We start from the raw sequence: 20,231 nt of genomic DNA on the forward strand, positions 1-20,231 counted from the left end.
TTTCGCGACATCAAGATCTCGGTCAAGCACAACGACCCGGTCGTGATGATCGAGGCGTACCGCCAGCTCGCCGCCCAGTGCGACTACCCCCTCCACCTCGGCGTCACCGAGGCGGGCCCCGCCTTCCAGGGCACGATCAAGTCGGCGGTGGCCTTCGGCGCCCTCCTCTCCCAGGGCATCGGCGACACGATCCGCGTCTCCCTCTCGGCCCCGCCGGTCGAGGAGGTCAAGGTCGGCAACCAGATCCTGGAGTCCCTGAACCTCAAGCAGCGCGGCCTGGAGATCGTCTCCTGCCCGTCCTGCGGCCGTGCCCAGGTGGACGTCTACAAGCTCGCGGAGGAGGTCACGGCAGGCCTCACCGGCATGGAGGTCCCCCTCCGGGTCGCCGTCATGGGCTGTGTGGTGAACGGCCCCGGCGAGGCCCGGGAGGCAGACCTCGGGGTCGCCTCGGGCAACGGCAAGGGCCAGATCTTCGTCAAGGGCGAGGTCATCAAGACCGTCCCGGAGTCCAAGATCGTCGAAACCCTCATCGAGGAGGCCATGAAGCTGGCCGAACAGATGGAGGCGGAGGGAGTCGCCTCGGGCGAGCCCTCGGTGGCGGTCGCGGGCTGACGGGAGTGGGCCTGCGTCCTTGAGGGGCCGCAGGCCCCGAAGGGGCGCGGGGAACTGCGCGATCAGCCCCGCACAACCCGCACGTCGCGAACTCGGCGCACCTTCCCGAGTGCGCAGGCGCCCGGCCCCAGCGGCGCAGCCGGGGCCGGCAGCCCCCACGGCGGGACCGCGGCCGACGGTCACCGCACGACACCGGGGGCGGCACGGCTCAGCTTCCGAAGGTACAGTGCGGGGATCAGCAGCCCTGAGTGTGAGGCCCCGTAGTTGTTGACCCAGACCACCTCCCGGGTCCTCGAACCGAGCGACCTGGACGCCGCGCTCGCCGTCCTCGACCGCGAGCCGGTGACCAACGCTTTCGTCACCTCCCGTGTCCAGGTCGCGGGCCTCGACCCCTGGCGGCTGGGCGGCGAGATGTGGGGCTGGTACGAGGACGGCATGCTGACGTCCCTGTGCTACGCGGGCGCCAACCTCGTCCCCATCTGCGCCACCCCCCGCGCCGTCCGCGCCTTCGCCGACCGCGCCCGCAGAGCAGGCCGCCGCTGCTCCTCCATCGTCGGCCCCGCCGAGCCCACCACCCAGCTCTGGCGCCTCCTCGAACCCCACTGGGGCCCCGCCCGCGAGGTCCGCGCCCACCAGCCCCTCATGGTCACCGACCGCATGCCCGCCGACATGGCCCCCGACCCCTACGTCCGCCGCATCCGCAAGGACGAGATGGAGACGATCATGCCGGCCTGCGTGGCGATGTTCACCGAGGAGGTGGGCGTCTCCCCGATGACCGGCGACGGAGGCCTGCTCTACCAGGCCCGCGTCGCCGAACTCGTCGGCTCCGGCCGCTCCTTCGCCCGCCTCGACGAACACGGCAGGGTCGTCTTCAAGGCGGAGATCGGCGCGGCCACCCCGCAGGCCTGCCAGATCCAGGGCGTCTGGGTGGCCCCGGAGTACCGGGGGAGGGGCTTCGCCGCCCCGGGCATGGCCGCGGTCCTGCGCTACGCCCTCGCGGACGTGGCCCCGGTGGTCAGCCTCTACGTCAACGACTTCAACACACCCGCGAGAAGGACGTACCGGAAGGTCGGCTTCCAGGAGGTCGGCGCATTCATGAGCGTGCTGTTCTGAGGCACCTGTAGGCTCCCCGCCATGGATCTCGTCATCGGCCCCCTGGACCTCCCCGCCCATGTGGACGAGGCCCTCGCGGTGCAGGCCGTCGCCTTCGGCCTCGGCCCCGACGAGGTCGCGGTCCGCCGCCAGATCGTCCTGCGCCACATGACGTACCCGGGCGCCCGGGCCCTCGGCGCCACCACCCCCGAGGGCCGCCTCGCCGGCTTCGTCTACGGCATGCCGAACGACCGCACCCACTGGTGGTCCACCGTCGTCGAGCCCTACCTCCGCGCCCAGGGCACCGACTTCTGGCTCGACGACTCCTTCGTCATCACCGAACTCCACGTCCACCCCGGGTACCAGAACCGCGGCGCGGGCCGGGCCCTGATCACCGCGATCACCGACAGCGCGAGCCAGCCCCGCTCGATTCTCTCCGCGATCGACTTCGACAGCCCCGCCCGCGCCCTCTACCGCTCCCTCGGCTACGACGACCTCGCCCGCCGCGTCCTGTTCCCCAGCGCCCCGCGCCCGTACGCCGTCATGGGCGCCCCGCTCCCGCTGCTCAGGAAGTAACGGATTTCCGGCGACACCGCGCTCCCGGCTAACCTCCTTGCCATCACCCTTACCCGGCAGGAGTACGAGAACCATGGCGAACGCACCGGTCCAGCGCATGTCCCAGTTGATGGCGAAGACCTTGCGCGACGACCCGGCGGACGCCGAGGTCCTCAGCCACAAGCTCCTCGTCCGCGCCGGCTACGTCCGCCGCACGGCCGCCGGCATCTGGTCCTGGCTCCCGCTCGGCAAGAAGGTCCTGGCCAACGTCGAGCGGATCGTCCGTGAGGAGATGGACGCGATCGGCGCCCAGGAGGTGCTGCTCCCGGCCCTCCTGCCCCGTGAGCCGTACGACGCCACGGGCCGCTGGGACGAGTACGGCGCCGAGCTGTTCCGGCTGAAGGACCGCAAGGGCGGCGACTACCTCCTCGGCCCGACCCACGAGGAGATCTTCACCCTGCTGGTCAAGGACCAGGCGTCCTCGTACAAGGACCTGCCGGTCATCCTGTACCAGATCCAGCACAAGTACCGTGACGAGGCCCGTCCGCGGGCCGGCATCCTGCGCGGCCGTGAGTTCCTGATGAAGGACTCCTACTCCTTCGACACCGAGGACGAGGGCCTCGCCCACTCCTACGCCCTGCACCGCGAGGCCTACCAGCGGGTGTTCGCGCGCCTCGGCCTCGACTACCGCATCTGCGCCGCCACCGCCGGTGCGATGGGCGGCTCCAAGTCGGAGGAGTTCCTCGCCCCGGCCGGCGCCGGCGAGGACACCTTCGCCGACTGCCCGAACTGCGACTTCGCGGCCAACACCGAGGCGATCTCGTACGAGCTGAAGCCGGTGGCCGCCGAGGGCGTGCCCGCGCTGGAGGAGATCCCGACCCCGGACACCCCCACCATCGAGACCCTCGCCGCCCACCTCGGCGTCCAGGCCTCCGACACGCTGAAGAACCTCCTCGTGAAGGTCGACGGCGAGATCGTGGCCGTGGGTGTGCCCGGCGACCGTGAGGTCGACCTCGGCAAGGTCGAGGCGCACTTCGCCCCGGCGACGGTCGAGCTGGTCACCGCCGAGGACTTCGTCGGCCGCCCCGACCTGGTGCGCGGCTACGTCGGCCCGCAGGGCCTGGGCGAGAAGGTCACCTACATCGCCGACCCGCGCGTGGCCCCCGGCACCTCCTGGATCACGGGCGCCAACAAGGACGGCACGCACGCGAAGAACGTCGTCGCGGGCCGTGACTTCGAGGTCGACACCTACGTCGACGTCGTGGTCGTCCAGGAGGGCGACCCCTGCCCGAACTGCGGCACCGGCCTCAAGCTGGACCGCGCCATCGAGATCGGCCACATCTTCCAGCTCGGCCGCAAGTACGCCGACGCCCTCAAGCTCGACGTCCTCGGCCAGAACGGCAAGCCGGTCCGCGTCACCATGGGCTCCTACGGCATCGGCGTCTCCCGCGCGGTCGCGGCCCTCGCCGAGCAGACCGCCGACGACAAGGGGCTGTGCTGGCCGGCCGAGGTCGCCCCGGCCGACGTCCACGTGGTCGCGGCCGGCAAGGCCCTCCAGACCGAGCTGGCGCTCGAGGTCTCCGAGAAGCTGCGGGCGGCCGGCCTGCGCGTCCTGGTCGACGACCGGGCCGGGGTCTCCCCGGGCGTGAAGTTCACCGACTCCGAGCTGATCGGCGTACCGAAGATCCTGGTCGCGGGCCGTCGCTCGGGCGAGGGCGTGCTGGAGCTGAAGGACCGCAGGACCGGCGAGCGCGAGGAGCTCACGGTGGACGAGGCGATCGCGCGGCTCACCGCTTAAAGAAAGCTCTCAGAGAGTTCTGTCGGGGTCTATGGGATCCTCACAGACTTCTCTCAGGCCGTTCCCCGACCGTAGTGCGTGACAGAACGTCACTGCGGAGGGGAACGGTCATGGCGACCAGGGAAGAAGAACGCGGGGCCGCGGCAGCGGTCCGCAGAGGCGCACGGCGGACCGCGGCCTTCGCCGCCGCGGTCACGCTGGCGGGGGCGGCCGGGGTGTTCGCCCTGATCGGCACCCTGCAGGCGGACGCCACCACGTCGGCGAGCAGCGGAACGAGCTCCAGCTCGAGCACGAGCAGCGACTCGGACAGCTCGGACAGCTCGAGCAGCTCGTCCGGCTCGACGGACTCCTCCGGCTCGTCCGGCTCGTCCGGCTCCACGGACTCCTCCGGCTCGGACGACTCGTCGAGCAGTTCCTCCTCGGACGGCTCCGGCGGCCTGACCTCCTCCTCCGGCGGTTCCGCCGACTCCACCTCGGGGGCGTCGTGACGACCACGCCGCCGGGGTCCCGCACCACGGCCGCCACCGAATGGCGAGCCCTCGGCACCACCGTCCGCCTGGTCGTCACCGACCCGGCCCTGCTGGAGTCCTGCAACCTGCTCCTCGCCCGGCACCTCGCCGAGGTCGACGCGGCGTGCAGCCGCTTCCGCCCCGACTCCGAACTGACCGCCCTCGACGCCACCGCCGGCCGCCCGGTCCGGGTGAGCCCGCTGCTCGCCGAGGCCCTCGACGTGGCCCTGCGGGCCGCCGCCACGACCGACGGCGCCGTGGACCCGACCGTCGGCTCCGCCATGGACGCGATCGGTTACGACCGCGACTTCACCCTCGTCCGGGAGGACGACCGCCCGGTCCGCCTCACGCTCCGCCGCACCCCCGGCTGGCGCACCGTCACCCTCGACCGCGCCACCGGCACGGTCACCGTCCCCCGGGGCGTCCGCCTCGACCTCGGCGCCACCGCCAAGGCGTGGGCCGCCGACCGGGCCGCGCGGATGCTGGCCGACACGGCCGGCTGCGGGGTCCTGGTCAGCCTGGGCGGCGACACGGCCGTCGCCGGCGAGGCCCCGGCGGGCGGCTGGCAGATCCGCGTCCAGGACATCACCGGTCCGGTCGACGAGACGCCCGCGCAGGGCTCGTACGCCACCGTCGGCCTGCGCGGCGGCGGTCTGGCGACCTCCGGCACCACCGCCCGGCGCTGGCAGCGCGGCGGCCACGACCTGCACCACATCGTGGACCCGCGCACCGGCCTGCCGGTCCGCTCCCCCTGGCGCACGGTCTCCGTCGCCGCGGCCACCTGTGCCGACGCGAACGCGGCGAGCACCGCGGCGCTGGTGAAGGGCGAGGGCGCGGAGACGTGGCTGACCCGCCTGCGCCTCCCGGCCCGCCTGGTCACGCGGCACGGCCTGGTCGTCACCACACCGGGCTGGCCGACCGACGTGCTGGAGGCGGCCGCGTGACGAGCGAAACCCTCTGGTACGCCAACCGAGCCACGGGTGCCGTCTGCCTGGTCCTCTTCACGGTCGTCGTACTCCTCGGCATCGCAGTCCACCTGAGGGCCCGCGTCCCGGGTCTGCCCCGCTTCGGCACGATGACCCTGCACCGCACGCTCTCCCTCTCCGCCACCGCCTTCCTGGCCCTGCACCTCACCACCGCGATCGCCGACGGCTATGTGAACATCACCGTCGTCGACGCCCTGATCCCCTTCGTCTCCGACTACCAGCCCCTGTGGCTCGGCCTCGGCACGGTCGCCTTCGACCTGATGCTCGCGGTCCTCGTCACGAGCCTGCTGCGCGAGCGTCTCGGGCACCGCACCTGGCGGGCCGTCCACTGGCTGGCGTACGCCTCCTGGCCGGTCGCCCTGATCCACGGCATCGGCATCGGTACGGACACCGGCGCCGACTGGATGACCTGGCTCACCGTCGCCTGCGTGGCCACGGTCGTCACCGCCGGAGGCACCCGCCTCGCCCACGCGGCCCGTGCCGCCCGCCGCACCCCCGCCGCCCTGCTGCGCACCGCCGATGGAGCCCGCCCGTGACCGCGACCTTCCCCGATCTCTACATGTCCCCGCGCCTGCTCGCCCCCGGCGCCGCCCCGGCCGACCTGCCCACCCACCACCAGCGTTACGGCCCGCTCTCCCACGGCGACCCCGAGGGCGTGCTGCGGACGGTGGCCGAGTCCGGTCTCACGGGGCGCGGCGGAGCCGCCTTCCCGACGTACCGCAAGCTGGTCTCGGTCGCCGAGGCGGGCCGCCGCAGCGGCCGGGCACCGGTGGTCGTCGCCAACGGCGCGGAGGGCGAGCCCGCCAGCCGCAAGGACAAGACGCTGCTGCGCCTGTCCCCGCACCTGGTCCTGGACGGTCTGCAGATCGCGGCGCACGCGGTCGGAGCGGGGGAGGCGTACCTGGGCGTGGAGGACGGTGCGACCTGGCTGGAGTCCGCGCTCGCGCAGCGCTCCGGCGACCCGCTGCCCGTCACGGTCGTACGGCTGCCCAAGTCCTTCCTCTCCGGACAGGCCTCGGCCCTCGCCCGGTACGTCTCCGGCGGTGCCGCGCTGCCCGCTCACCCGAGCCCGCCGGTCCGCGAGCGGGGCGTGCACCGGGCGCCGACGCTGGTCCAGAACGTGGAGACCCTCGCCCATCTCGCGCTCGTCGCCCGCTACGGCGCCGACTGGTACCGCAGCGCCGGTACCCCCGCCCAGCCGGGCAGCGCCCTGTGCACGGTCCATGTCGCGGGACACGAACCCCGGGTGACCGAGGCGCCCTACGGTCTGCCGCTGACCCGGCTGCTGCCCCTGGAGGACGCCTCGGCGGTGCTCGTCGGCGGTTACCACGGCACCTGGATCCCGGCCCGTGAGGCCGCCGAACTCACCGTGGACGCCGGCTACTTGGGTGCGGGCGTGCTGGCCGCGCTGCCCGTCGGCCGCTGCGGCCTCGCCGAGACCGCCCGGGTGCTGCGCTATCTCGCCCTCCAGTCGGCCGGCCAGTGCGGCCCGTGCCTCAACGGCCTGCCCCGGATCGCCACCGCCTTCGCCGCCCTCGCCGCACCCGGCCCGCAGGGCACCGTGCGCACCGATCTCGCCCGCTGGTCCGGCCTGGTGGAGGGCCGGGGCGCCTGCCACCACCCGGACGGCACGGTCCGGCTGGTCCGCAGCGCGCTGACGACCTTCGCCGCCGAGGCCGACGCGCACGCCCACGGCCACTGCACGGCCACCGACCGCACTGCGCTGCTGCCCGTACCCCAGGAGGCCTGACATGGACCGGCAGACGAACCCGGACCGGCGGATGAACCTGGACATCGACTGGACGTCCTGCCAGGGCCACGGCCTGTGCGCGGAGCTCCTCCCGGAGCACATCACGCTCGACGAATGGGGCTACCCGCTCCTCGACGGCACCCCTGTCCCCGCGCGGACGGTGAAGCGGGCCCGCCGGGCCGCCGCCGACTGCCCCGTGCTCGCCCTCAGACTCGCCCCCGCGCAGGCGGGCTGACGGAGGATCAGCCGACGGTGCAGGGGGAGGAGGCGTAAGGGGTGAGTTCGCGTGGAAGATGCACGCGCATGCCGCAGAAACACACGAGCAGACCGCCGCGCGACGCGGGGGCACCCAGATCGATCATCAGGATGTCCCGGACTTCCCGGAGCGCGTCGCGTACCTGGAAGCCCCTGGCCACCTGGATGCTGACCTCGTCAGGATCCCAGACCGCGATTCTCGGCAGATCGTCTGCCATGCAAATGTGGACGCACACAACTGTCTCCCCAGGGATGCACAACGACACGCAGTGATCCGCTCCGGGAGGCCAGCGGCGCACTGATGGTACCGATGGCCGACGGGACCGTGGGGGGTTTCGTCATATTCATCCGCAACTCGCCTGTCGCCTCAGGTGATACGGCTGACCTGAAGCATCGCCTCGGCGTCCTTGAGCAGCGCGCGTTGGCGTGACTCCGGCAATTGCCGGTACAGCATCAGGAGCCGGGCCTCCCGTTCGTCCCCGCTGGGTCCGGGCACGGGACGGCCGACCGACTCGAAGAACTCCCGCGGTGTGGTGGTGACGCCCCAGCGCCGGAACACCTCGACCATGGCGCGCAGCTTCTCCGGGTCGATGCGGGAGGTGCCGCGGGTGCGGTTCATCCAGGCGTTCAGCGTCGGGTACGCGATGCCGGCCTCGGACGCCAGATCCTTCTGGGTGCGTCCGGGGGCCTGTGCCAGGAGGCGTTCGAGCAGAGCCGCCAGATCCTCGTCCCGCGGTGCGGGATCGTCGCCGGGTTCCGGGTCTCCTGAGTCGCTCCGCTGGTTCGTCACGCCTCAGAGGATCCGTCATCGATATCTACAGGCGCAAGTAGATCGCAGACCGCCGGACGGGGCTTCTGGTGCACGCCGGAGCGTTGTGGCGGAGAAGGCGCTTCCGTGCGCCCCCGTGCTCCCGGACCCGTTTCCCCCTCGCGCTGTGTGAGCGGCTTGACACTGTATGCATCTGCGTGAAGACTGCCGACATCCCCGATACGCACCCACTCCGGGTGACGTCCCTTCAGGAAATCTACATCTACATGAATATTGAAGATGCGGAGGTCTTCGTGTTCCCCACCGACAGCGCCACGACCGTTCCGGTCGCCCCGGAACCCGAGCTGGTCGCCCGGGCCCGCACGGGCGACCGGGAGGCGTTCGCCGCCCTGTACGACGAGCACTACCGCCTCGTGTACGGCTTCCTGCTCATCCGCACCCGCAACAGACACCTGGCGGAGGACCTCACCCAGGAGGTGTTCACCCGCGCCCTGCGCCGCATCGACTCGTACACCTGGCAGGGCCGGGCCTTCGCCGCCTGGCTCACCACCATCGCCAAGAACCTCTACTTCGACGAACTCGCCCGCGGCCGCACCCGGTGGGAGACCCCGGTCGCCGAGTTCCACGACCCCCAGGCGCCGGGCCGGTGCCCGGAGTCGCTCGCCCTGCGCGAACTGGAGGCCGTCGAGGCCCATGAGACGGTCCGTACCGCACTGCACTCGCTCAACGCGCACCAACGGCACTGCGTGCAACTGCGGTTCCTCGACGAGCTGACCCCGGAGGAGACGGCCCGCGAGATGGGCCGCAGCGTCGGCGCCGTCAAGACGCTGACGTATCGCGCGCTGCGGAACCTGCGCTGGACGACCGGGGCGGTGTCCGTGTGAACAGCAATCTCCCCCGGGCCGCCCGGGTGATCCACGCGGCACTGCGCTCCGTACCCCCCGACCAGGCCACGGCCGCCGCCCGCGCCCTGGACTCGGCCCGCCTCCTCACCGACCCCGAACGCTCCTTCGGCGTCCTGCTGCACCGGGCACCGGACGGCGACTGGTCCCGCACCCCGCGCCGGTCCGACGAACCGGGGCGGCGCGCCGCCCCGTCGCAACCGGAGGGACCGGCCGCGCCGGAACCGGAACCGGAACCGGTGCGGCCGGTCACCGAGCTGGAACGGCAGGCGCTGGCCTGGGACGACTCCTGTGCCCGCGCCCGGCAGGTCGCCCGCGCCGTCGAGCGGCAGATGCACGGACACCCCGGCCCGCACGGCATCCGCGTGGACGGCGACCGGGTGCGGGTCCTGCTCCGGGTGGACGACCCCGCCCAGTGGGCCCGCTGGCGCGCGTACCTGGGCCTCACCGGCGCCGACGAGCGGTCCCGCCCGCACACGGTGACCGCCCAGGGGGAACGCGACGGCGTCCCGGTGACGGTCGTGGCACGCGGCAGCGGCACGGCACCGCCGAGCAGGGCCGGCGGCCCCGAGCGGCGCCCGTTCCGGCTCGACGGGACCCGTTTCGACCTGGCCCTGCCGCAGCGCGACACGAACGGGGACCTCTGGTACTTCCAGGGCTGCCGCACCCCCGACGGCATGCCCCTGCTGTCCCTCGACGGCCGCCCCGAGCGCTGCACGCTCGCCCAGGTGCAGGCCCAACTGGGGCCGCTGTCACCGGTGCGGCCCTCGGGGCGTCCCTGAGTGCCCCCCGCCCTGCTGTGTCTGCTGCGTCTGCTGCGCGCACGCGGCACCGGATCACGCCACCGCCTCGCCCTCGACCTGGACGACTGCCGGCAGGAACTGGCCCGCTGGCAGCGGCACGCCGACTCCTACGAACGGGAACTGACCCGGATCTCCCGCGAACGCGCAGACCTCCTCGCCTGGCTGGCGGCACTGCACCCGTCGAGCGCGGTCGTCACCCCGGCCACCGACACGGGGCCCGGCGGCACACACCTGCTGCGGCTCATGGCCGGCGAACGCCTGCTGTCCTGGCGCCTGCCGCCCGCCGACCTCCCGCTGTTCGCCCACGTCCGCTACGCCGAACCCACCGTCGTACCCCCGCGACGCGAGGGCCCCCGCATCCCCGACCAGGCCACCCACATCCGCCGCCACACCCGTCTGCTGGCCCTGGAGGAAGCCCTGTTCACCACACCCCCCGACCCCTGACACCCGAGACTCCGGCCGGCAGGCTCGGGAGGCAAGCCGACCGGACCGCAGCGCCCCCTGCCCCCTCACCCGGCGGGGGGCGCTGCCCGCAAGAAGGGGCCCGGGGCTCCCTCCATGTGCGGCTCCGCCACGCGGGCGCGACCAGCCACGACACCCCCTACCGCCCTAGAGCCACCCAGCGAATTCAAGCAACAGCTCCGCATCCCTCCGCCGCCCCACCCGGAGGGCCCGCACCCCCGACTCGACCGCCCGGAACAGCGTCCACCCCCGCAGCCGCTCCTGATCCAGCTCCAGCGACTCCGCCAGCTTCCTCACCCGCCGCCGCGTGGTCGCCGCCCCCGACGGCGAGGCGATCAGATCCTCCACCCGGTCCCGCACCAGCCGCGCCAGATCGAACGCACACTCGCCGACCACCGGATCCGGTCCCACCGCCAGCCACGGCGTCCGCTCGGCCGCCAGCACCTTGCTCTGCCGGAACGTCCCGTGCAGCAGCCGGTGTTCGGGCGGCGCGGCCAACAGCTCCGCCCGGGCCGTGAGCGCGGCGTCCACCAGGGCCACGACCTCCCCGCCGGCACTCGCCCGCATCGCCTCCGCCTGCCGCCCGGTCCGCCCGGCCACGGTCTCGAAGCCGCCCGCGACCCCGCCGTCGGCCGGCGGCTCCACCCACAGCCGCCGCAAAGTCCCCGCCGCCTCCAGCAGCGCCTTCGCCTCCGGCAGCGACCGGACCGAGACATCCGGGTGCAGCCGTTCGAGCAGCAGCACCCCCTCCGTCACCGGCCCGTCCAGCAGCTGTACGGCGCCCAGCCCGCCCCAGTGCGCCAGCGCCGCCCGCTCCGCCTCCGGCCGGAACCGGGGCGGGGCCAGCTTGAGCACGGCGGGCGTCCCGTCCGCCCGGCGCACCAGCACCACCAGGCTGCTCCGGCCACCCGGCACCTGCACCCGCTCGACGGTCAACTCGCGTAGAACGACGGCCTGTCCGGCCGCCTCCGGCAGCTTCTCCAACCAGTCGTCACCGCTCGGTGCCGTCTCCCCGAGCGCCCGCACCAGCCGCTGCGGCGGTTCGAAAGCCATGCGCGAGTCGTTCCCTTCCCTCTGCGGGGTCACGCCGTCGGCGTCGCCGGCACTCCGGAGGTCGCCGCATCCGTGCCCGCCCGCTCGGCGAGCCCAGGGAAGGCTACGCTGCCGCCGCGCCAGCGCACCGCGCGCACCGCCGCCTCCCGCAGCGCCCCGGCCGCCTCCCGGCGCCGCTGGTCCGCGGCTGCCCGCACCAGGTCCGAATACACCCCGGCCACCCGCTCCTCCAGTTCCGCGGCCAGCCGGACCGCCGTCGCCGCGTCCGGCACCGGGAACGGCAGCGCGTACGCGGCGCTCGCGGCGACCGGCTCGGCGCCCAGGTCGCGCACCTCGCGCACCAGCGCGTCCCGCCGCGCCCGGTGGGCGTCGTACGCGGCCCGCGCCTCGGTACGCCGGTCGGCGCCGATCCGTCCGCCGACCACGCCGTATCCGTACACGGCGGCGTGCTCGGCGGCCAGCGCCGCCTGGAGCGCCGTGAGCTCCCCGCTCTCTCCGCTCTCCCCGCGCTTCCCGCTCTGCTCGGTCGCCTGCGTCATCGGGTCCCCTCCGTCAGCAGATACGCGTGGGCCGCGCCGGCCGCCGCCACCGAGGCCAGCAGCCGCGCCAGCTCGCCCGGGACGTCGATCAGCGCGCTCGTCCTGCGGTCCGCCAGCTCCCGCTCGGCGGCTGCGAGCCCCGCGAGCGCGTCCTTCTCGGTCGCCGGAGCGGCTGCCGGACTCGCGGCGGCAGGAGAAGACGCGGACGGCACGGAAGACCCGGAAGGCACGGAAGACCCGGAAGGCGGGGGTGAGGCGGCAGACGTGGGTGAGGCGGACGGGGACGCGGTCGGCGTCGACCCGGCGCCCCCGAACGCCTCCACATGCCGCACGACCTCCGCCCGCAGCGGTGCGAGCCGCCTCGCCAGCGTGGGATGGGCGGCGAGGACGGTGTCGTACCGCGCCAGCAGCCCGCCGCTGTCCTCGGCCGCACGCGCGCGTGCCCGCTCGGTGACCGACGGGCTGCCGCTCGCGACCTCCTCGGAGCTCTCGGAACCGGACGAGCAGCCCACGAGCAGCGCCGCCCCGGCGGCCGACGCGAGCAGGGTTCTTCTGCGCGGCCCGGACGGGGTGCGCGGAGGGAGCGGGAACGGCACGGCAGACGTCCTCGGGAAATCCGTACGAGCAGGAGACAGGTCCGTGATCACCGTACCTGCGCACTCGCCGGACCGAGTCCTCCGCCACCCACCGTCGCCACCCTCCGTGCACGGGTGGACGGCAACACTCCCCGCGACCGGATACCCTTTGACCAGACACGCGACCCATCCCACAACAGCACACGCGGCCGAGGAGTCACCCGGATGAGCACCACCCAGAGCGAGAGGCTGCGAGAGCTCCTGGAACCGCTCGTCACCTCCCAGGGCCTGGATCTCGAAGAGATCGCCGTGGACTCCGTCGGTCGCAAGCGTGTGCTGCGTGTCGTCGTCGACTCCGACACCGGGGCGGACCTGGACCAGATCGCCGATGTGAGCCGCGCGCTCTCGGCGAAGCTCGACGAGACGGACGCGATGGGCGCGGGCGAGTACACCCTCGAGGTCGGCACCCCGGGCGCGGAGCGCTCCCTCACCGAGCACCGCCACTACGTGCGCGCCACCGGCCGGCTGGTGCGGTTCCAGCTCGCGGAGGGCGGTGAACTCGTCGCCCGGATCCTCGAGGCCGACGACGACGGCCTCGACCTCGAAGTGCCCGGCGTGAAGGGCCGCAAGGCCACGACCCGCAGACTCGGCTTCCCGGACATCGAGAAGGCGCGCGTGCAGGTCGAGTTCAACCGCAAGGACCAGGACGTCAAGGACGAGAAGGAAGAGGAGGCGTAGCCGTGGACATCGACATGAGCGCCCTGCGGGGCTTGGTACGGGAGAAGGAGATCTCCTTCGACCTGCTGGTCGAGGCGATCGAGTCGGCCCTCCTCATCGCCTACCACCGCACCGAGGGAAGCCGCCGACACGCGCGCGTGGAGCTCAACCGGGAGACCGGGCATGTGACCGTGTGGGCGAAGGAGGACCCCGAGGACCTCGAAGAGGGCCAGGAGCCCCGCGAGTTCGACGACACCCCGTCCGGCTTCGGCCGTATCGCCGCCACCACCGCCAAGCAGGTCATCCTGCAGCGGCTGCGCGACGCCGAGGACGACGCGACGCTCGGCGAGTACGCCGGCCGCGAGGGCGACATCGTCACCGGGGTGGTCCAGCAGGGCCGCGACCCCAAGAACGTGCTCGTGGACATCGGCAAGCTGGAGGCCATCCTCCCGGTCCAGGAGCAGGTCCCCGGAGAGACGTACCCGCACGGCATGCGCCTGCGCTCGTACGTCGTTCGGGTGGCGAAGGGGGTGCGCGGTCCCTCGGTCACGCTTTCGCGTACCCACCCCAATCTGGTGAAGAAGCTGTTCGCGCTGGAGGTGCCGGAGATCGCCGACGGGTCCGTCGAGATCGCCGCCATCGCCCGCGAGGCCGGTCACCGCACCAAGATCGCCGTACGGTCCACCCGTTCGGGCCTGAACGCCAAGGGTGCCTGCATCGGCCCCATGGGCGGCCGGGTGCGCAGTGTGATGGGCGAGCTGAACGGCGAGAAGATCGACATCGTCGACTGGTCGGACGACCCGGCCGAGATGGTGGCGAACGCGCTCTCCCCGGCCCGGGTCTCCAAGGTCGACGTGGTGGACCTCGCGGCTCGCTCCGCGCGCGTGACCGTGCCGGACTACCAGCTCTCCCTGGCGATCGGCAAGGAGGGCCAGAACGCCCGCCTCGCCGCCCGCCTCACCGGCTGGCGGATCGACATCCGGCCGGACACCGAGCAGCCGTCCGACTAGATGTCCCACCAGGGGTTGGGCCGTTCGAGGGAATAGATCCCAGCCGGGGCCCGCTTAGATCACGTCATATGTATCGCGGCAACCGTTCGACTCCTGCCCCGAAGGGGTGAGGTGGCCGCGGGGAGGTAGACTTAACTGTGTCTGGCCGGACGCACACCGGAGCATGCCCTGAACGCACCTGTGTGGGGTGCCGGGAGCGAGCGGCCAAGACGGAGCTGCTGCGCATCGTGGCGATCGAGGACGCTTGCGTCCCCGATCCTCGCGGTACGCTGCCCGGCCGGGGTGCGTATGTACACCCCGCACTGGTCTGTCTCGACCAGGCGGTGCGCCGCCGGGCGTTCACGAGGGCGTTGCGAGCCCCGGGAGCGCTCGACACAAAGGCGTTGCGCCAGTTCGTCGAGCAGACGACAGTTGCCGATCAGGCAACACCGTAAGAAAGCACGTCGCGCGGAACGTCCGCGCGGTCAGGTACCCCGCGAGTTGGAAGTAGGTCGAGATTGCGATGAGCACTCGATGAGCACGCGATGAGTACGCCCATGAAGTAGCGACGGTCCGGCGGCAACCCGGACCTAAAAGGAGCGAAGTGGCTAAGGTCCGGGTATACGAACTCGCCAAGGAGTTCGGCGTGGAGAGCAAGGTCGTCATGGCCAAGCTCCAAGAACTCGGTGAATTCGTCCGTTCGGCGTCTTCGACCATCGAAGCGCCCGTAGTCCGCAAACTGACTGACGCCTTCCAGGGCGGCGGCAAGTCCGCCCCGCGCAAGGCCGCCCCCAAGCCTGGTGCGCCCTCCCCGGCGCAGTCGGCCCGTCCGGCTGCCCCGCGGCCGGCCGCCCCCAGGCCCGCCGCGCCTCAGGCGCCCACCACTCCGGCCGCCCCCGCGGCCTCGTCGGCCCCCGCGCCGGCGACCCCGGGCCCGCGCCCCGTGCCCGGTCCCAAGCCCGCGCCGCGCCCGGCTCCCGCCGCCCCGGAGTTCACCGCTCCGCCGTCGGCCCCGGCCGCCCCGCAGGCTCCCCGTCCGGCCGCCGCCCAGGGTCAGGGACCGCGCCCCGGCGCCCCCCGGCCCGGCGCCCGTCCGGGCGGTCCCGGCCAGGGACAGCAGGACCGCGGCCAGCGTCCGGCCGCCGGCCAGGGCCAGCGCCCCGGTGGCGCCGGCGCTCCCCGTCCGGGCGGTGCCCGTCCGTCCGGTCCGCGTCCGGGCAACAACCCCTTCACGTCCGGCGGCAACGCCGGTATGGCCCGCCCCCAGGCCCCCCGTCCGCAGGGCGCCCCGCGCCCCGGCGGCCCGGGTGGTGCCCCCGGTGGCGGCGGTCCCCGTCCGCAGGCGCCCGGCGCCCAGGGCGGCGGTCCCCGTCCGCAGGCTCCGGGCGGTTCCCGTCCGTCGCCGGCGGGCATGCCGCGTCCGCAGGGTGCAGGCCCCGGTGGCCCGCGTCCCGGCGGTCCGCGTCCGAACCCCGGCATGATGCCGCAGCGTCCCGCTGCCGGCCCGCGTCCCGGCGGTGGCCCCGGCGGCGGTCGTGGCCCGGCCGGAGCCGGTAGGCCCGGCGGTGGCGGCGGTCGTCCCGGTGGCGGCGGCTTCGCCGGCCGTCCGGCCGGTCCCGGCGGCGGCGCCCGTCCGGGTGGCGGCGGCGGTTTCGCCGGCCGCCCCGGTGGCGGTGGCCCCGGCGGCGGTGGCGGCGGCTTCGGTGGCGGCGGTGGCCGTCCCGGCTTCGGCGGCCGTCCCGGCGGTCCCGGTGGCCGCGGTGGCACGCAGGGCGCCTTCGGTCGTCCCGGTGGTCCCGCGCGTCGTGGCCGCAAGTCGAAGCGTCAGCGTCGCCAGGAGTACGAGGCCATGCAGGCCCCGTCGGTCGGCGGTGTGATGCTGCCGCGCGGCAACGGCGAGACGATCCGTCTCTCCCGCGGCGCGTCGCTCACCGACTTCGCGGAGAAGATCAACGCCAACCCGGCGTCGCTCGTCGCGGTCATGATGAACCTCGGCGAGATGGTCACCGCGACCCAGTCCGTCTCCGACGAGACCCTCCAGCTCCTCGCGGGCGAGATGAACTACGAGGTTCAGATCGTCAGCCCGGAGGAGGAGGACCGCGAGCTGCTCGAGTCCTTCGACATCGAGTTCGGCGAGGACGAGGGCGACGAGGACGACCTGGTGGTCCGTCCCCCGGTCGTCACCGTCATGGGTCACGTCGACCACGGCAAGACCCGACTGCTCGACGCCATCCGCAAGACGAACGTCATCGCGGGCGAGGCCGGCGGCATCACCCAGCACATCGGTGCCTACCAGGTCTCGACCCAGGTCAACGACGAGGACCGCGCGATCACCTTCATCGACACCCCGGGTCACGAGGCGTTCACCGCCATGCGTGCCCGTGGTGCCCGGTCGACGGACATCGCGATCCTGGTCGTCGCGGCCAACGACGGCGTCATGCCGCAGACGGTCGAGGCGCTCAACCACGCCAAGGCGGCCGACGTCCCGATCGTCGTCGCGGTCAACAAGATCGACGTCGAGGGCGCCGACCCGACCAAGGTGCGCGGTCAGCTGACCGAGTACGGCCTGGTGGCCGAGGAGTACGGCGGCGACACCATGTTCGTCGACATCTCCGCCAAGCAGGGTCTGCACATCGACTCGCTGCTGGAGGCCGTGATCCTCACGGCCGACGCCTCGCTCGACCTGCGGGCCAACCCGAACCAGGACGCGCAGGGCATCTCGATCGAGTCCCGCCTCGACCGCGGCCGCGGTGCCGTGGCGACGGTCCTCGTCCAGCGAGGCACCCTTCGGGTCGGCGACACGATGGTGGTGGGCGACGCCTACGGCCGCGTGCGCGCCATGCTCGACGACAACGGCAACAACGTGGCCGAGGCCGGCCCGTCGACGCCGGTCCAGGTCCTGGGTCTGACCAACGTCCCGGGCGCCGGCGACAACTTCCTCGTGGTCGAGGAGGACCGTACGGCCCGCCAGATCGCCGAGAAGCGTGCGGCCCGCGAGCGCAACGCGGCCTTCGCCAAGCGCACGCGCAGGTTCTCCCTGGAGAACCTGGACGCGGCGCTGAAGGCCGGCGAGGTCCAGCAGCTGAACCTGATCATCAAGGGTGACGCTTCCGGTTCGGTCGAGGCCCTCGAGTCCTCGCTGCTCCAGCTGGACGTCGGCGAAGAGGTCGACATCCGCGTCCTGCACCGCGGCGTCGGTGCGGTCACGGAGTCGGACATCGACCTGGCCATGGGCTCCGACGCGATCGTCATCGGCTTCAACGTCCGGGCAGCCGGCCGTGCGCAGCAGATGGCGGAGCGCGAGGGCGTCGACGTGCGCTACTACTCGGTCATCTACCAGGCGATCGAGGAGATCGAGGCGGCCCTGAAGGGTCTCCTCAAGCCGGAGTACGAAGAGGTCGAGCTCGGTACGGCGGAGATCCGCGAGGTCTTCAAGTCGTCCAAGCTGGGCAACATCGCCGGTGTCCTCATCCGCTCGGGCGAGGTCAAGCGCAACACCAAGGCACGCCTCGTCCGCGACGGCAAGGTCATCGCGGAGAACCTCAACATCGAGGGTCTGCGGCGCTTCAAGGACGACGTCACCGAGATCCGCGAAGGGTTCGAGGGCGGTATCAACCTCGGCAACTTCAACGACATCAAGATCGACGACGTCATCGCGACGTACGAGATGCGCGAGAAGCCGCGGGTGTAACCCCCGGTTCGTGTGCCGGTCCGTGGGGCTCGTCCCCGCGGGCCGGCACACCGCCGTGTCCTGCCCTGGGGGGCACCTCTCGTCCGACCGAGTCGGGTGGGCGGGTGGGCGGGTGGGAGAGAAAACCCCGTCGAGGCGCCGCCAGGAACGCGGTACCGTTCATGATGCCCCTGTCCCACACGGCCGACAGGGCCATCGATCCCGTACCGGCGGGTGAACCGGCTGCACATGTACGTGGGGACTCTGTCCTTCGACCTGCTCCTCGGCGACGTCCACTCGCTGAAGGAGAAGCGCTCCGTCGTCCGCCCCATCGTCGCCGAGCTCCAGCGTAAATACGCGGTGAGCGCGGCCGAGGTCGACCACCAGGACCTCCACCGCAGGGCCCGCATAGGCCTCGCCGTGGTCTCCGGTGACGCGGAGCACCTGACCGACGTACTGGACCGGTGCGAACGGCTCGTCGCCGCCCGCCCGGAGGTGGAACTGCTGTCGGTCAGACGCCGTTTCCACGGCGAAGACGACGACTGACCACAGAACAGCACACAGACACGACACGCAAGAAAGAACGGGAGACGGACCAGTGGCCGACAACGCGCGCGCCAAGAGGCTGGCGGACCTCATCCGAGAGGTGGTGGCGCAGAAGCTGCAGCGCGGGATCAAGGACCCGCGGCTCGGTTCCCACGTCACCATCACGGACACCAGGGTCACAGGTGACCTCCGGGAGGCGACCGTCTTCTACACCGTGTACGGCGACGACGAGGAGCGGGCGGCCGCGGCCGCCGGCCTGGAGAGCGCCAAGGGCATCCTGCGCTCCGAGGTCGGCCGCGCGGCCGGTGTGAAGTTCACGCCGACGCTGGCCTTCGTCGCCGACGCCCTCCCGGACAACGCCCGCACCATCGACGATCTCCTCGACAAGGCGCGCGCCGCCGACGAGAAGGTCCGCGAGGCGTCCGCGGGCGCCGGGTACGCCGGCGAGGCCGACCCGTACCGCAAGCCCGGTGACGACGAGACGGACGACACCGCCGAATGAACCGCAAGTCCACCGCGCCCGACGGCCTCGTCATCGTCGACAAGCCGTCGGGTTTCACCTCCCACGACGTCGTGGCCAAGATGCGCGGCATCGCCAAGACCCGCCGCGTCGGCCACGCCGGCACGCTCGACCCGATGGCGACCGGCGTGCTCGTCCTCGGTGTGGAGAAGGCGACCAAGCTCCTCGGTCACCTCGCCCTCACCGAGAAGGAGTACCTCGGCACGATCCGCCTCGGCCAGACGACCCTGACCGACGACGCCGAGGGCGAGATCACCGCCTCCGCCGACGCCTCCCAGGTCACCCGGGACGCGATCGACGCCGGCATCGCCAAGCTCAGCGGCGCCATCATGCAGGTGCCGTCCAAGGTCAGCGCCATCAAGATCGACGGCGTACGGTCGTACAAGAGGGCCCGCGAGGGCGAGGAGTTCGAGATCCCGGCCCGCCCGGTGACCATCTCCTCCTTCGCCGTGTACGACGTCCGCGACGCCGTCGCCGAGAACGGCACCCCCGTCCTGGACCTGGTCGTCTCGGTCGTCTGCTCCTCCGGCACCTACATCCGCGCCCTCGCCCGCGACCTGGGCGCCGACCTCGGCGTCGGCGGACATCTCACCGCCCTGCGCCGCACCCGGGTCGGCCCGTACAAGCTGGACTCGGCCAAGACGCTCGACCAGCTCCAGAAGGAGCTGACCGTGATGCCGATCGCCGAGGCCGCCGCGGCCGCGTTCCCCCGCTGGGACGTGGACGCCAGGCGGGCCCGGCTGCTCACCAACGGCGTCCGCCTGGAGATGCCCGAGGAGTACGCGGACGCCGGCCCGGTCGCCGTCTTCGACCCCGAGGGCCGCTTCCTGGCCCTGGTGGAGGAGCAGAAGGGCAAGGCCAAGAGCCTCGCCGTGCTGAGCTGACCCCTCCGACCCGGTCGCCGGCCGGCCCGCATGCCGCTCTGCCCGTGGAGCGGCGGACACGGGGTGATCCACTGCCCCGCCGCTCCACGGTCCCCCCTCGGTTCCCCCACCCCTAGCGTGCGTCCGACCGCCCGGGTTCATTCACCCGTCCGGGCAGGCGCTCGGAGTGAACCGAGGGAGTGCAGGGGGGCGCTTTCGTCGCGGCAGCTGTTTTCTTGATCACCGCATGCCTACCGTCGGACCGA

Annotated in this window: 24 protein-coding genes; 18 read left to right on the top strand and 6 right to left on the bottom strand. The window is 72.7% G+C overall.

All coding sequences use genetic code 11. The features are described from left to right. The 4 genes from AQJ64_RS28745 to AQJ64_RS28760 form a co-directional block, all read left to right on the top strand. Positions 1 to 612, top strand: a 612-nt coding sequence (locus AQJ64_RS28745) for a flavodoxin-dependent (E)-4-hydroxy-3-methylbut-2-enyl-diphosphate synthase (protein WP_159060312.1), incomplete at its 5' end; no start/stop codon positions are given. A gap of 264 nt (positions 613 to 876) precedes the next feature. Then, complete coding sequence (locus AQJ64_RS28750; protein WP_055633252.1) at positions 877 to 1,725, top strand: GNAT family N-acetyltransferase; 849 nt, start codon at positions 877 to 879, stop codon at positions 1,723 to 1,725. Positions 1,726 to 1,746: 21 nt separating this feature from the next. After that, the gene (locus tag AQJ64_RS28755) at positions 1,747 to 2,280 is read left to right on the top strand and encodes a GNAT family N-acetyltransferase (protein ID WP_055633251.1); all 534 of its coding nucleotides are present in this window, start codon (positions 1,747 to 1,749) and stop codon (positions 2,278 to 2,280) included. Between the two features lie 73 nt (positions 2,281 to 2,353). Next, positions 2,354 to 4,057: a proline--tRNA ligase gene (locus AQJ64_RS28760; protein ID WP_055633250.1), complete on the top strand. Its 1,704-nt coding sequence runs from the start codon at positions 2,354 to 2,356 to the stop codon at positions 4,055 to 4,057. A gap of 40 nt (positions 4,058 to 4,097) precedes the next feature. Here the strand turns inward: AQJ64_RS28760 and AQJ64_RS50220 are convergent, their stop codons facing one another. Further along, on the bottom strand, positions 4,098 to 4,529 hold the full coding sequence (locus AQJ64_RS50220; protein ID WP_055633249.1) for a hypothetical protein: 432 nt from the start codon (positions 4,527 to 4,529) through the stop codon (positions 4,098 to 4,100). 12 nt (positions 4,530 to 4,541) lie between these two features. On the opposite strand from AQJ64_RS50220, the gene AQJ64_RS28770 reads away from it, so the two are divergent. Genes AQJ64_RS28770 through AQJ64_RS28785 form a run of 4 tightly spaced genes read left to right on the top strand, consistent with a single transcriptional unit; the run spans position 4,542 to position 7,537 of the window. Next, positions 4,542 to 5,510 carry an FAD:protein FMN transferase gene (locus AQJ64_RS28770; protein WP_055633248.1) on the top strand — a complete coding sequence of 323 codons (969 nt, stop codon included), beginning with the start codon at positions 4,542 to 4,544 and terminating at the stop codon, positions 5,508 to 5,510. Then, entirely contained in the window at positions 5,507 to 6,088 is a 582-nt protein-coding gene (locus AQJ64_RS28775) for a ferric reductase-like transmembrane domain-containing protein (protein WP_055633247.1), read from the top strand. Before AQJ64_RS28770 ends, AQJ64_RS28775 begins: the two co-directional genes overlap by 4 nt. Continuing rightward, positions 6,085 to 7,302: an NADH-ubiquinone oxidoreductase-F iron-sulfur binding region domain-containing protein gene (locus AQJ64_RS28780; RefSeq protein ID WP_055633246.1), complete on the top strand. Its 1,218-nt coding sequence runs from the start codon at positions 6,085 to 6,087 to the stop codon at positions 7,300 to 7,302. Before AQJ64_RS28775 ends, AQJ64_RS28780 begins: the two co-directional genes overlap by 4 nt. A gap of 1 nt (position 7,303) precedes the next feature. Further along, positions 7,304 to 7,537: a ferredoxin gene (locus tag AQJ64_RS28785; protein WP_240512571.1), complete on the top strand. Its 234-nt coding sequence runs from the start codon at positions 7,304 to 7,306 to the stop codon at positions 7,535 to 7,537. 7 nt (positions 7,538 to 7,544) lie between these two features. Here AQJ64_RS28785 and AQJ64_RS28790 read toward each other — a convergent pair whose 3' ends face one another. Continuing rightward, positions 7,545 to 7,775, bottom strand: coding sequence for a hypothetical protein (locus tag AQJ64_RS28790; protein ID WP_240512570.1), 231 nt, complete (start codon positions 7,773 to 7,775; stop codon positions 7,545 to 7,547). 149 nt (positions 7,776 to 7,924) lie between these two features. Beyond that, on the bottom strand, positions 7,925 to 8,347 hold the full coding sequence (locus AQJ64_RS28795) for a helix-turn-helix domain-containing protein (RefSeq protein WP_055633244.1): 423 nt from the start codon (positions 8,345 to 8,347) through the stop codon (positions 7,925 to 7,927). Between the two features lie 215 nt (positions 8,348 to 8,562). Between AQJ64_RS28795 and AQJ64_RS28800 the strand changes: the two genes are divergently transcribed. Genes AQJ64_RS28800 through AQJ64_RS28810 form a run of 3 tightly spaced genes read left to right on the top strand, consistent with a single transcriptional unit; the run spans position 8,563 to position 10,475 of the window. Further along, complete coding sequence (locus AQJ64_RS28800; RefSeq protein WP_240512569.1) at positions 8,563 to 9,210, top strand: RNA polymerase sigma factor; 648 nt, start codon at positions 8,563 to 8,565, stop codon at positions 9,208 to 9,210. Then, positions 9,207 to 10,010: a BN159_2729 family protein gene (locus AQJ64_RS28805; RefSeq protein ID WP_055633242.1), complete on the top strand. Its 804-nt coding sequence runs from the start codon at positions 9,207 to 9,209 to the stop codon at positions 10,008 to 10,010. Before AQJ64_RS28800 ends, AQJ64_RS28805 begins: the two co-directional genes overlap by 4 nt. Next, on the top strand, positions 10,011 to 10,475 hold the full coding sequence (locus AQJ64_RS28810) for a hypothetical protein (RefSeq protein WP_055633241.1): 465 nt from the start codon (positions 10,011 to 10,013) through the stop codon (positions 10,473 to 10,475). A 165-nt stretch (positions 10,476 to 10,640) separates the two neighbouring features. On the opposite strand, the gene AQJ64_RS28815 is transcribed toward AQJ64_RS28810, so the two are convergent. Genes AQJ64_RS28815 through AQJ64_RS28825 form a run of 3 tightly spaced genes read right to left on the bottom strand, consistent with a single transcriptional unit; the run spans position 10,641 to position 12,681 of the window. Further along, complete coding sequence (locus tag AQJ64_RS28815) at positions 10,641 to 11,546, bottom strand: aminoglycoside phosphotransferase family protein (RefSeq protein ID WP_059203112.1); 906 nt, start codon at positions 11,544 to 11,546, stop codon at positions 10,641 to 10,643. 29 nt (positions 11,547 to 11,575) lie between these two features. Next, positions 11,576 to 12,085 carry a ferritin-like domain-containing protein gene (locus AQJ64_RS28820; protein ID WP_059203113.1) on the bottom strand — a complete coding sequence of 170 codons (510 nt, stop codon included), beginning with the start codon at positions 12,083 to 12,085 and terminating at the stop codon, positions 11,576 to 11,578. Beyond that, positions 12,082 to 12,681 carry a hypothetical protein gene (locus AQJ64_RS28825; RefSeq protein WP_059203114.1) on the bottom strand — a complete coding sequence of 200 codons (600 nt, stop codon included), beginning with the start codon at positions 12,679 to 12,681 and terminating at the stop codon, positions 12,082 to 12,084. The genes AQJ64_RS28820 and AQJ64_RS28825 overlap by 4 nt, the downstream gene beginning before the upstream one ends. A gap of 204 nt (positions 12,682 to 12,885) precedes the next feature. Between AQJ64_RS28825 and rimP the strand changes: the two genes are divergently transcribed. The 7 genes from rimP to truB all read left to right on the top strand — a co-directional run bounded on the left by rimP (position 12,886) and on the right by truB (position 19,986). After that, complete coding sequence (rimP, locus tag AQJ64_RS28830; protein ID WP_059203115.1) at positions 12,886 to 13,398, top strand: ribosome maturation factor RimP; 513 nt, start codon at positions 12,886 to 12,888, stop codon at positions 13,396 to 13,398. Positions 13,399 to 13,400: 2 nt separating this feature from the next. Continuing rightward, complete coding sequence (nusA, locus tag AQJ64_RS28835) at positions 13,401 to 14,387, top strand: transcription termination factor NusA (protein ID WP_059203116.1); 987 nt, start codon at positions 13,401 to 13,403, stop codon at positions 14,385 to 14,387. Between the two features lie 137 nt (positions 14,388 to 14,524). Beyond that, on the top strand, positions 14,525 to 14,821 hold the full coding sequence (locus AQJ64_RS28840; RefSeq protein ID WP_079061998.1) for a YlxR family protein: 297 nt from the start codon (positions 14,525 to 14,527) through the stop codon (positions 14,819 to 14,821). Positions 14,822 to 14,970: 149 nt separating this feature from the next. After that, entirely contained in the window at positions 14,971 to 18,057 is a 3,087-nt protein-coding gene (infB, locus tag AQJ64_RS46530; protein ID WP_079061999.1) for a translation initiation factor IF-2, read from the top strand. 228 nt (positions 18,058 to 18,285) lie between these two features. Then, positions 18,286 to 18,582, top strand: coding sequence for a DUF503 domain-containing protein (locus AQJ64_RS28850; protein ID WP_059203129.1), 297 nt, complete (start codon positions 18,286 to 18,288; stop codon positions 18,580 to 18,582). A 52-nt stretch (positions 18,583 to 18,634) separates the two neighbouring features. Further along, on the top strand, positions 18,635 to 19,084 hold the full coding sequence (gene rbfA / locus AQJ64_RS28855; protein ID WP_059203119.1) for a 30S ribosome-binding factor RbfA: 450 nt from the start codon (positions 18,635 to 18,637) through the stop codon (positions 19,082 to 19,084). Further along, a complete protein-coding gene (truB, locus tag AQJ64_RS28860; protein WP_055633098.1) occupies positions 19,081 to 19,986 on the top strand; it encodes a tRNA pseudouridine(55) synthase TruB in 906 nt (301 codons plus the stop codon). The genes rbfA and truB overlap by 4 nt, the downstream gene beginning before the upstream one ends. Positions 19,987 to 20,231 lie beyond the last annotated feature (245 nt).

The organism is Streptomyces griseoruber (genome assembly GCF_001514205.1).
GTDB classification, from domain to species: Bacteria; Actinomycetota; Actinomycetes; order Streptomycetales; family Streptomycetaceae; genus Streptomyces; species Streptomyces griseoruber.

What these genes read in the sequence shown, in the direction of transcription:
- AQJ64_RS28820 (WP_059203113.1), bottom strand. Translation starts at nt 12,085, where the DNA reads ATGACGCAGGCGACCGAGCAGAGCGGGAAGCGCGGGGAGAGCGGAGAG.
- AQJ64_RS28755 (WP_055633251.1), top strand. Translation starts at nt 1,747, where the DNA reads ATGGATCTCGTCATCGGCCCCCTGGACCTCCCCGCCCATGTGGACGAG.
- AQJ64_RS28815 (WP_059203112.1), bottom strand. Translation starts at nt 11,546, where the DNA reads ATGGCTTTCGAACCGCCGCAGCGGCTGGTGCGGGCGCTCGGGGAGACG.
- rimP (WP_059203115.1), top strand. Translation starts at nt 12,886, where the DNA reads ATGAGCACCACCCAGAGCGAGAGGCTGCGAGAGCTCCTGGAACCGCTC.
- truB (WP_055633098.1), top strand. Translation starts at nt 19,081, where the DNA reads ATGAACCGCAAGTCCACCGCGCCCGACGGCCTCGTCATCGTCGACAAG.
- AQJ64_RS28790 (WP_240512570.1), bottom strand. Translation starts at nt 7,775, where the DNA reads ATGGCAGACGATCTGCCGAGAATCGCGGTCTGGGATCCTGACGAGGTC.
- AQJ64_RS28785 (WP_240512571.1), top strand. Translation starts at nt 7,304, where the DNA reads ATGGACCGGCAGACGAACCCGGACCGGCGGATGAACCTGGACATCGAC.
- AQJ64_RS28760 (WP_055633250.1), top strand. Translation starts at nt 2,354, where the DNA reads ATGGCGAACGCACCGGTCCAGCGCATGTCCCAGTTGATGGCGAAGACC.
- AQJ64_RS28850 (WP_059203129.1), top strand. Translation starts at nt 18,286, where the DNA reads ATGTACGTGGGGACTCTGTCCTTCGACCTGCTCCTCGGCGACGTCCAC.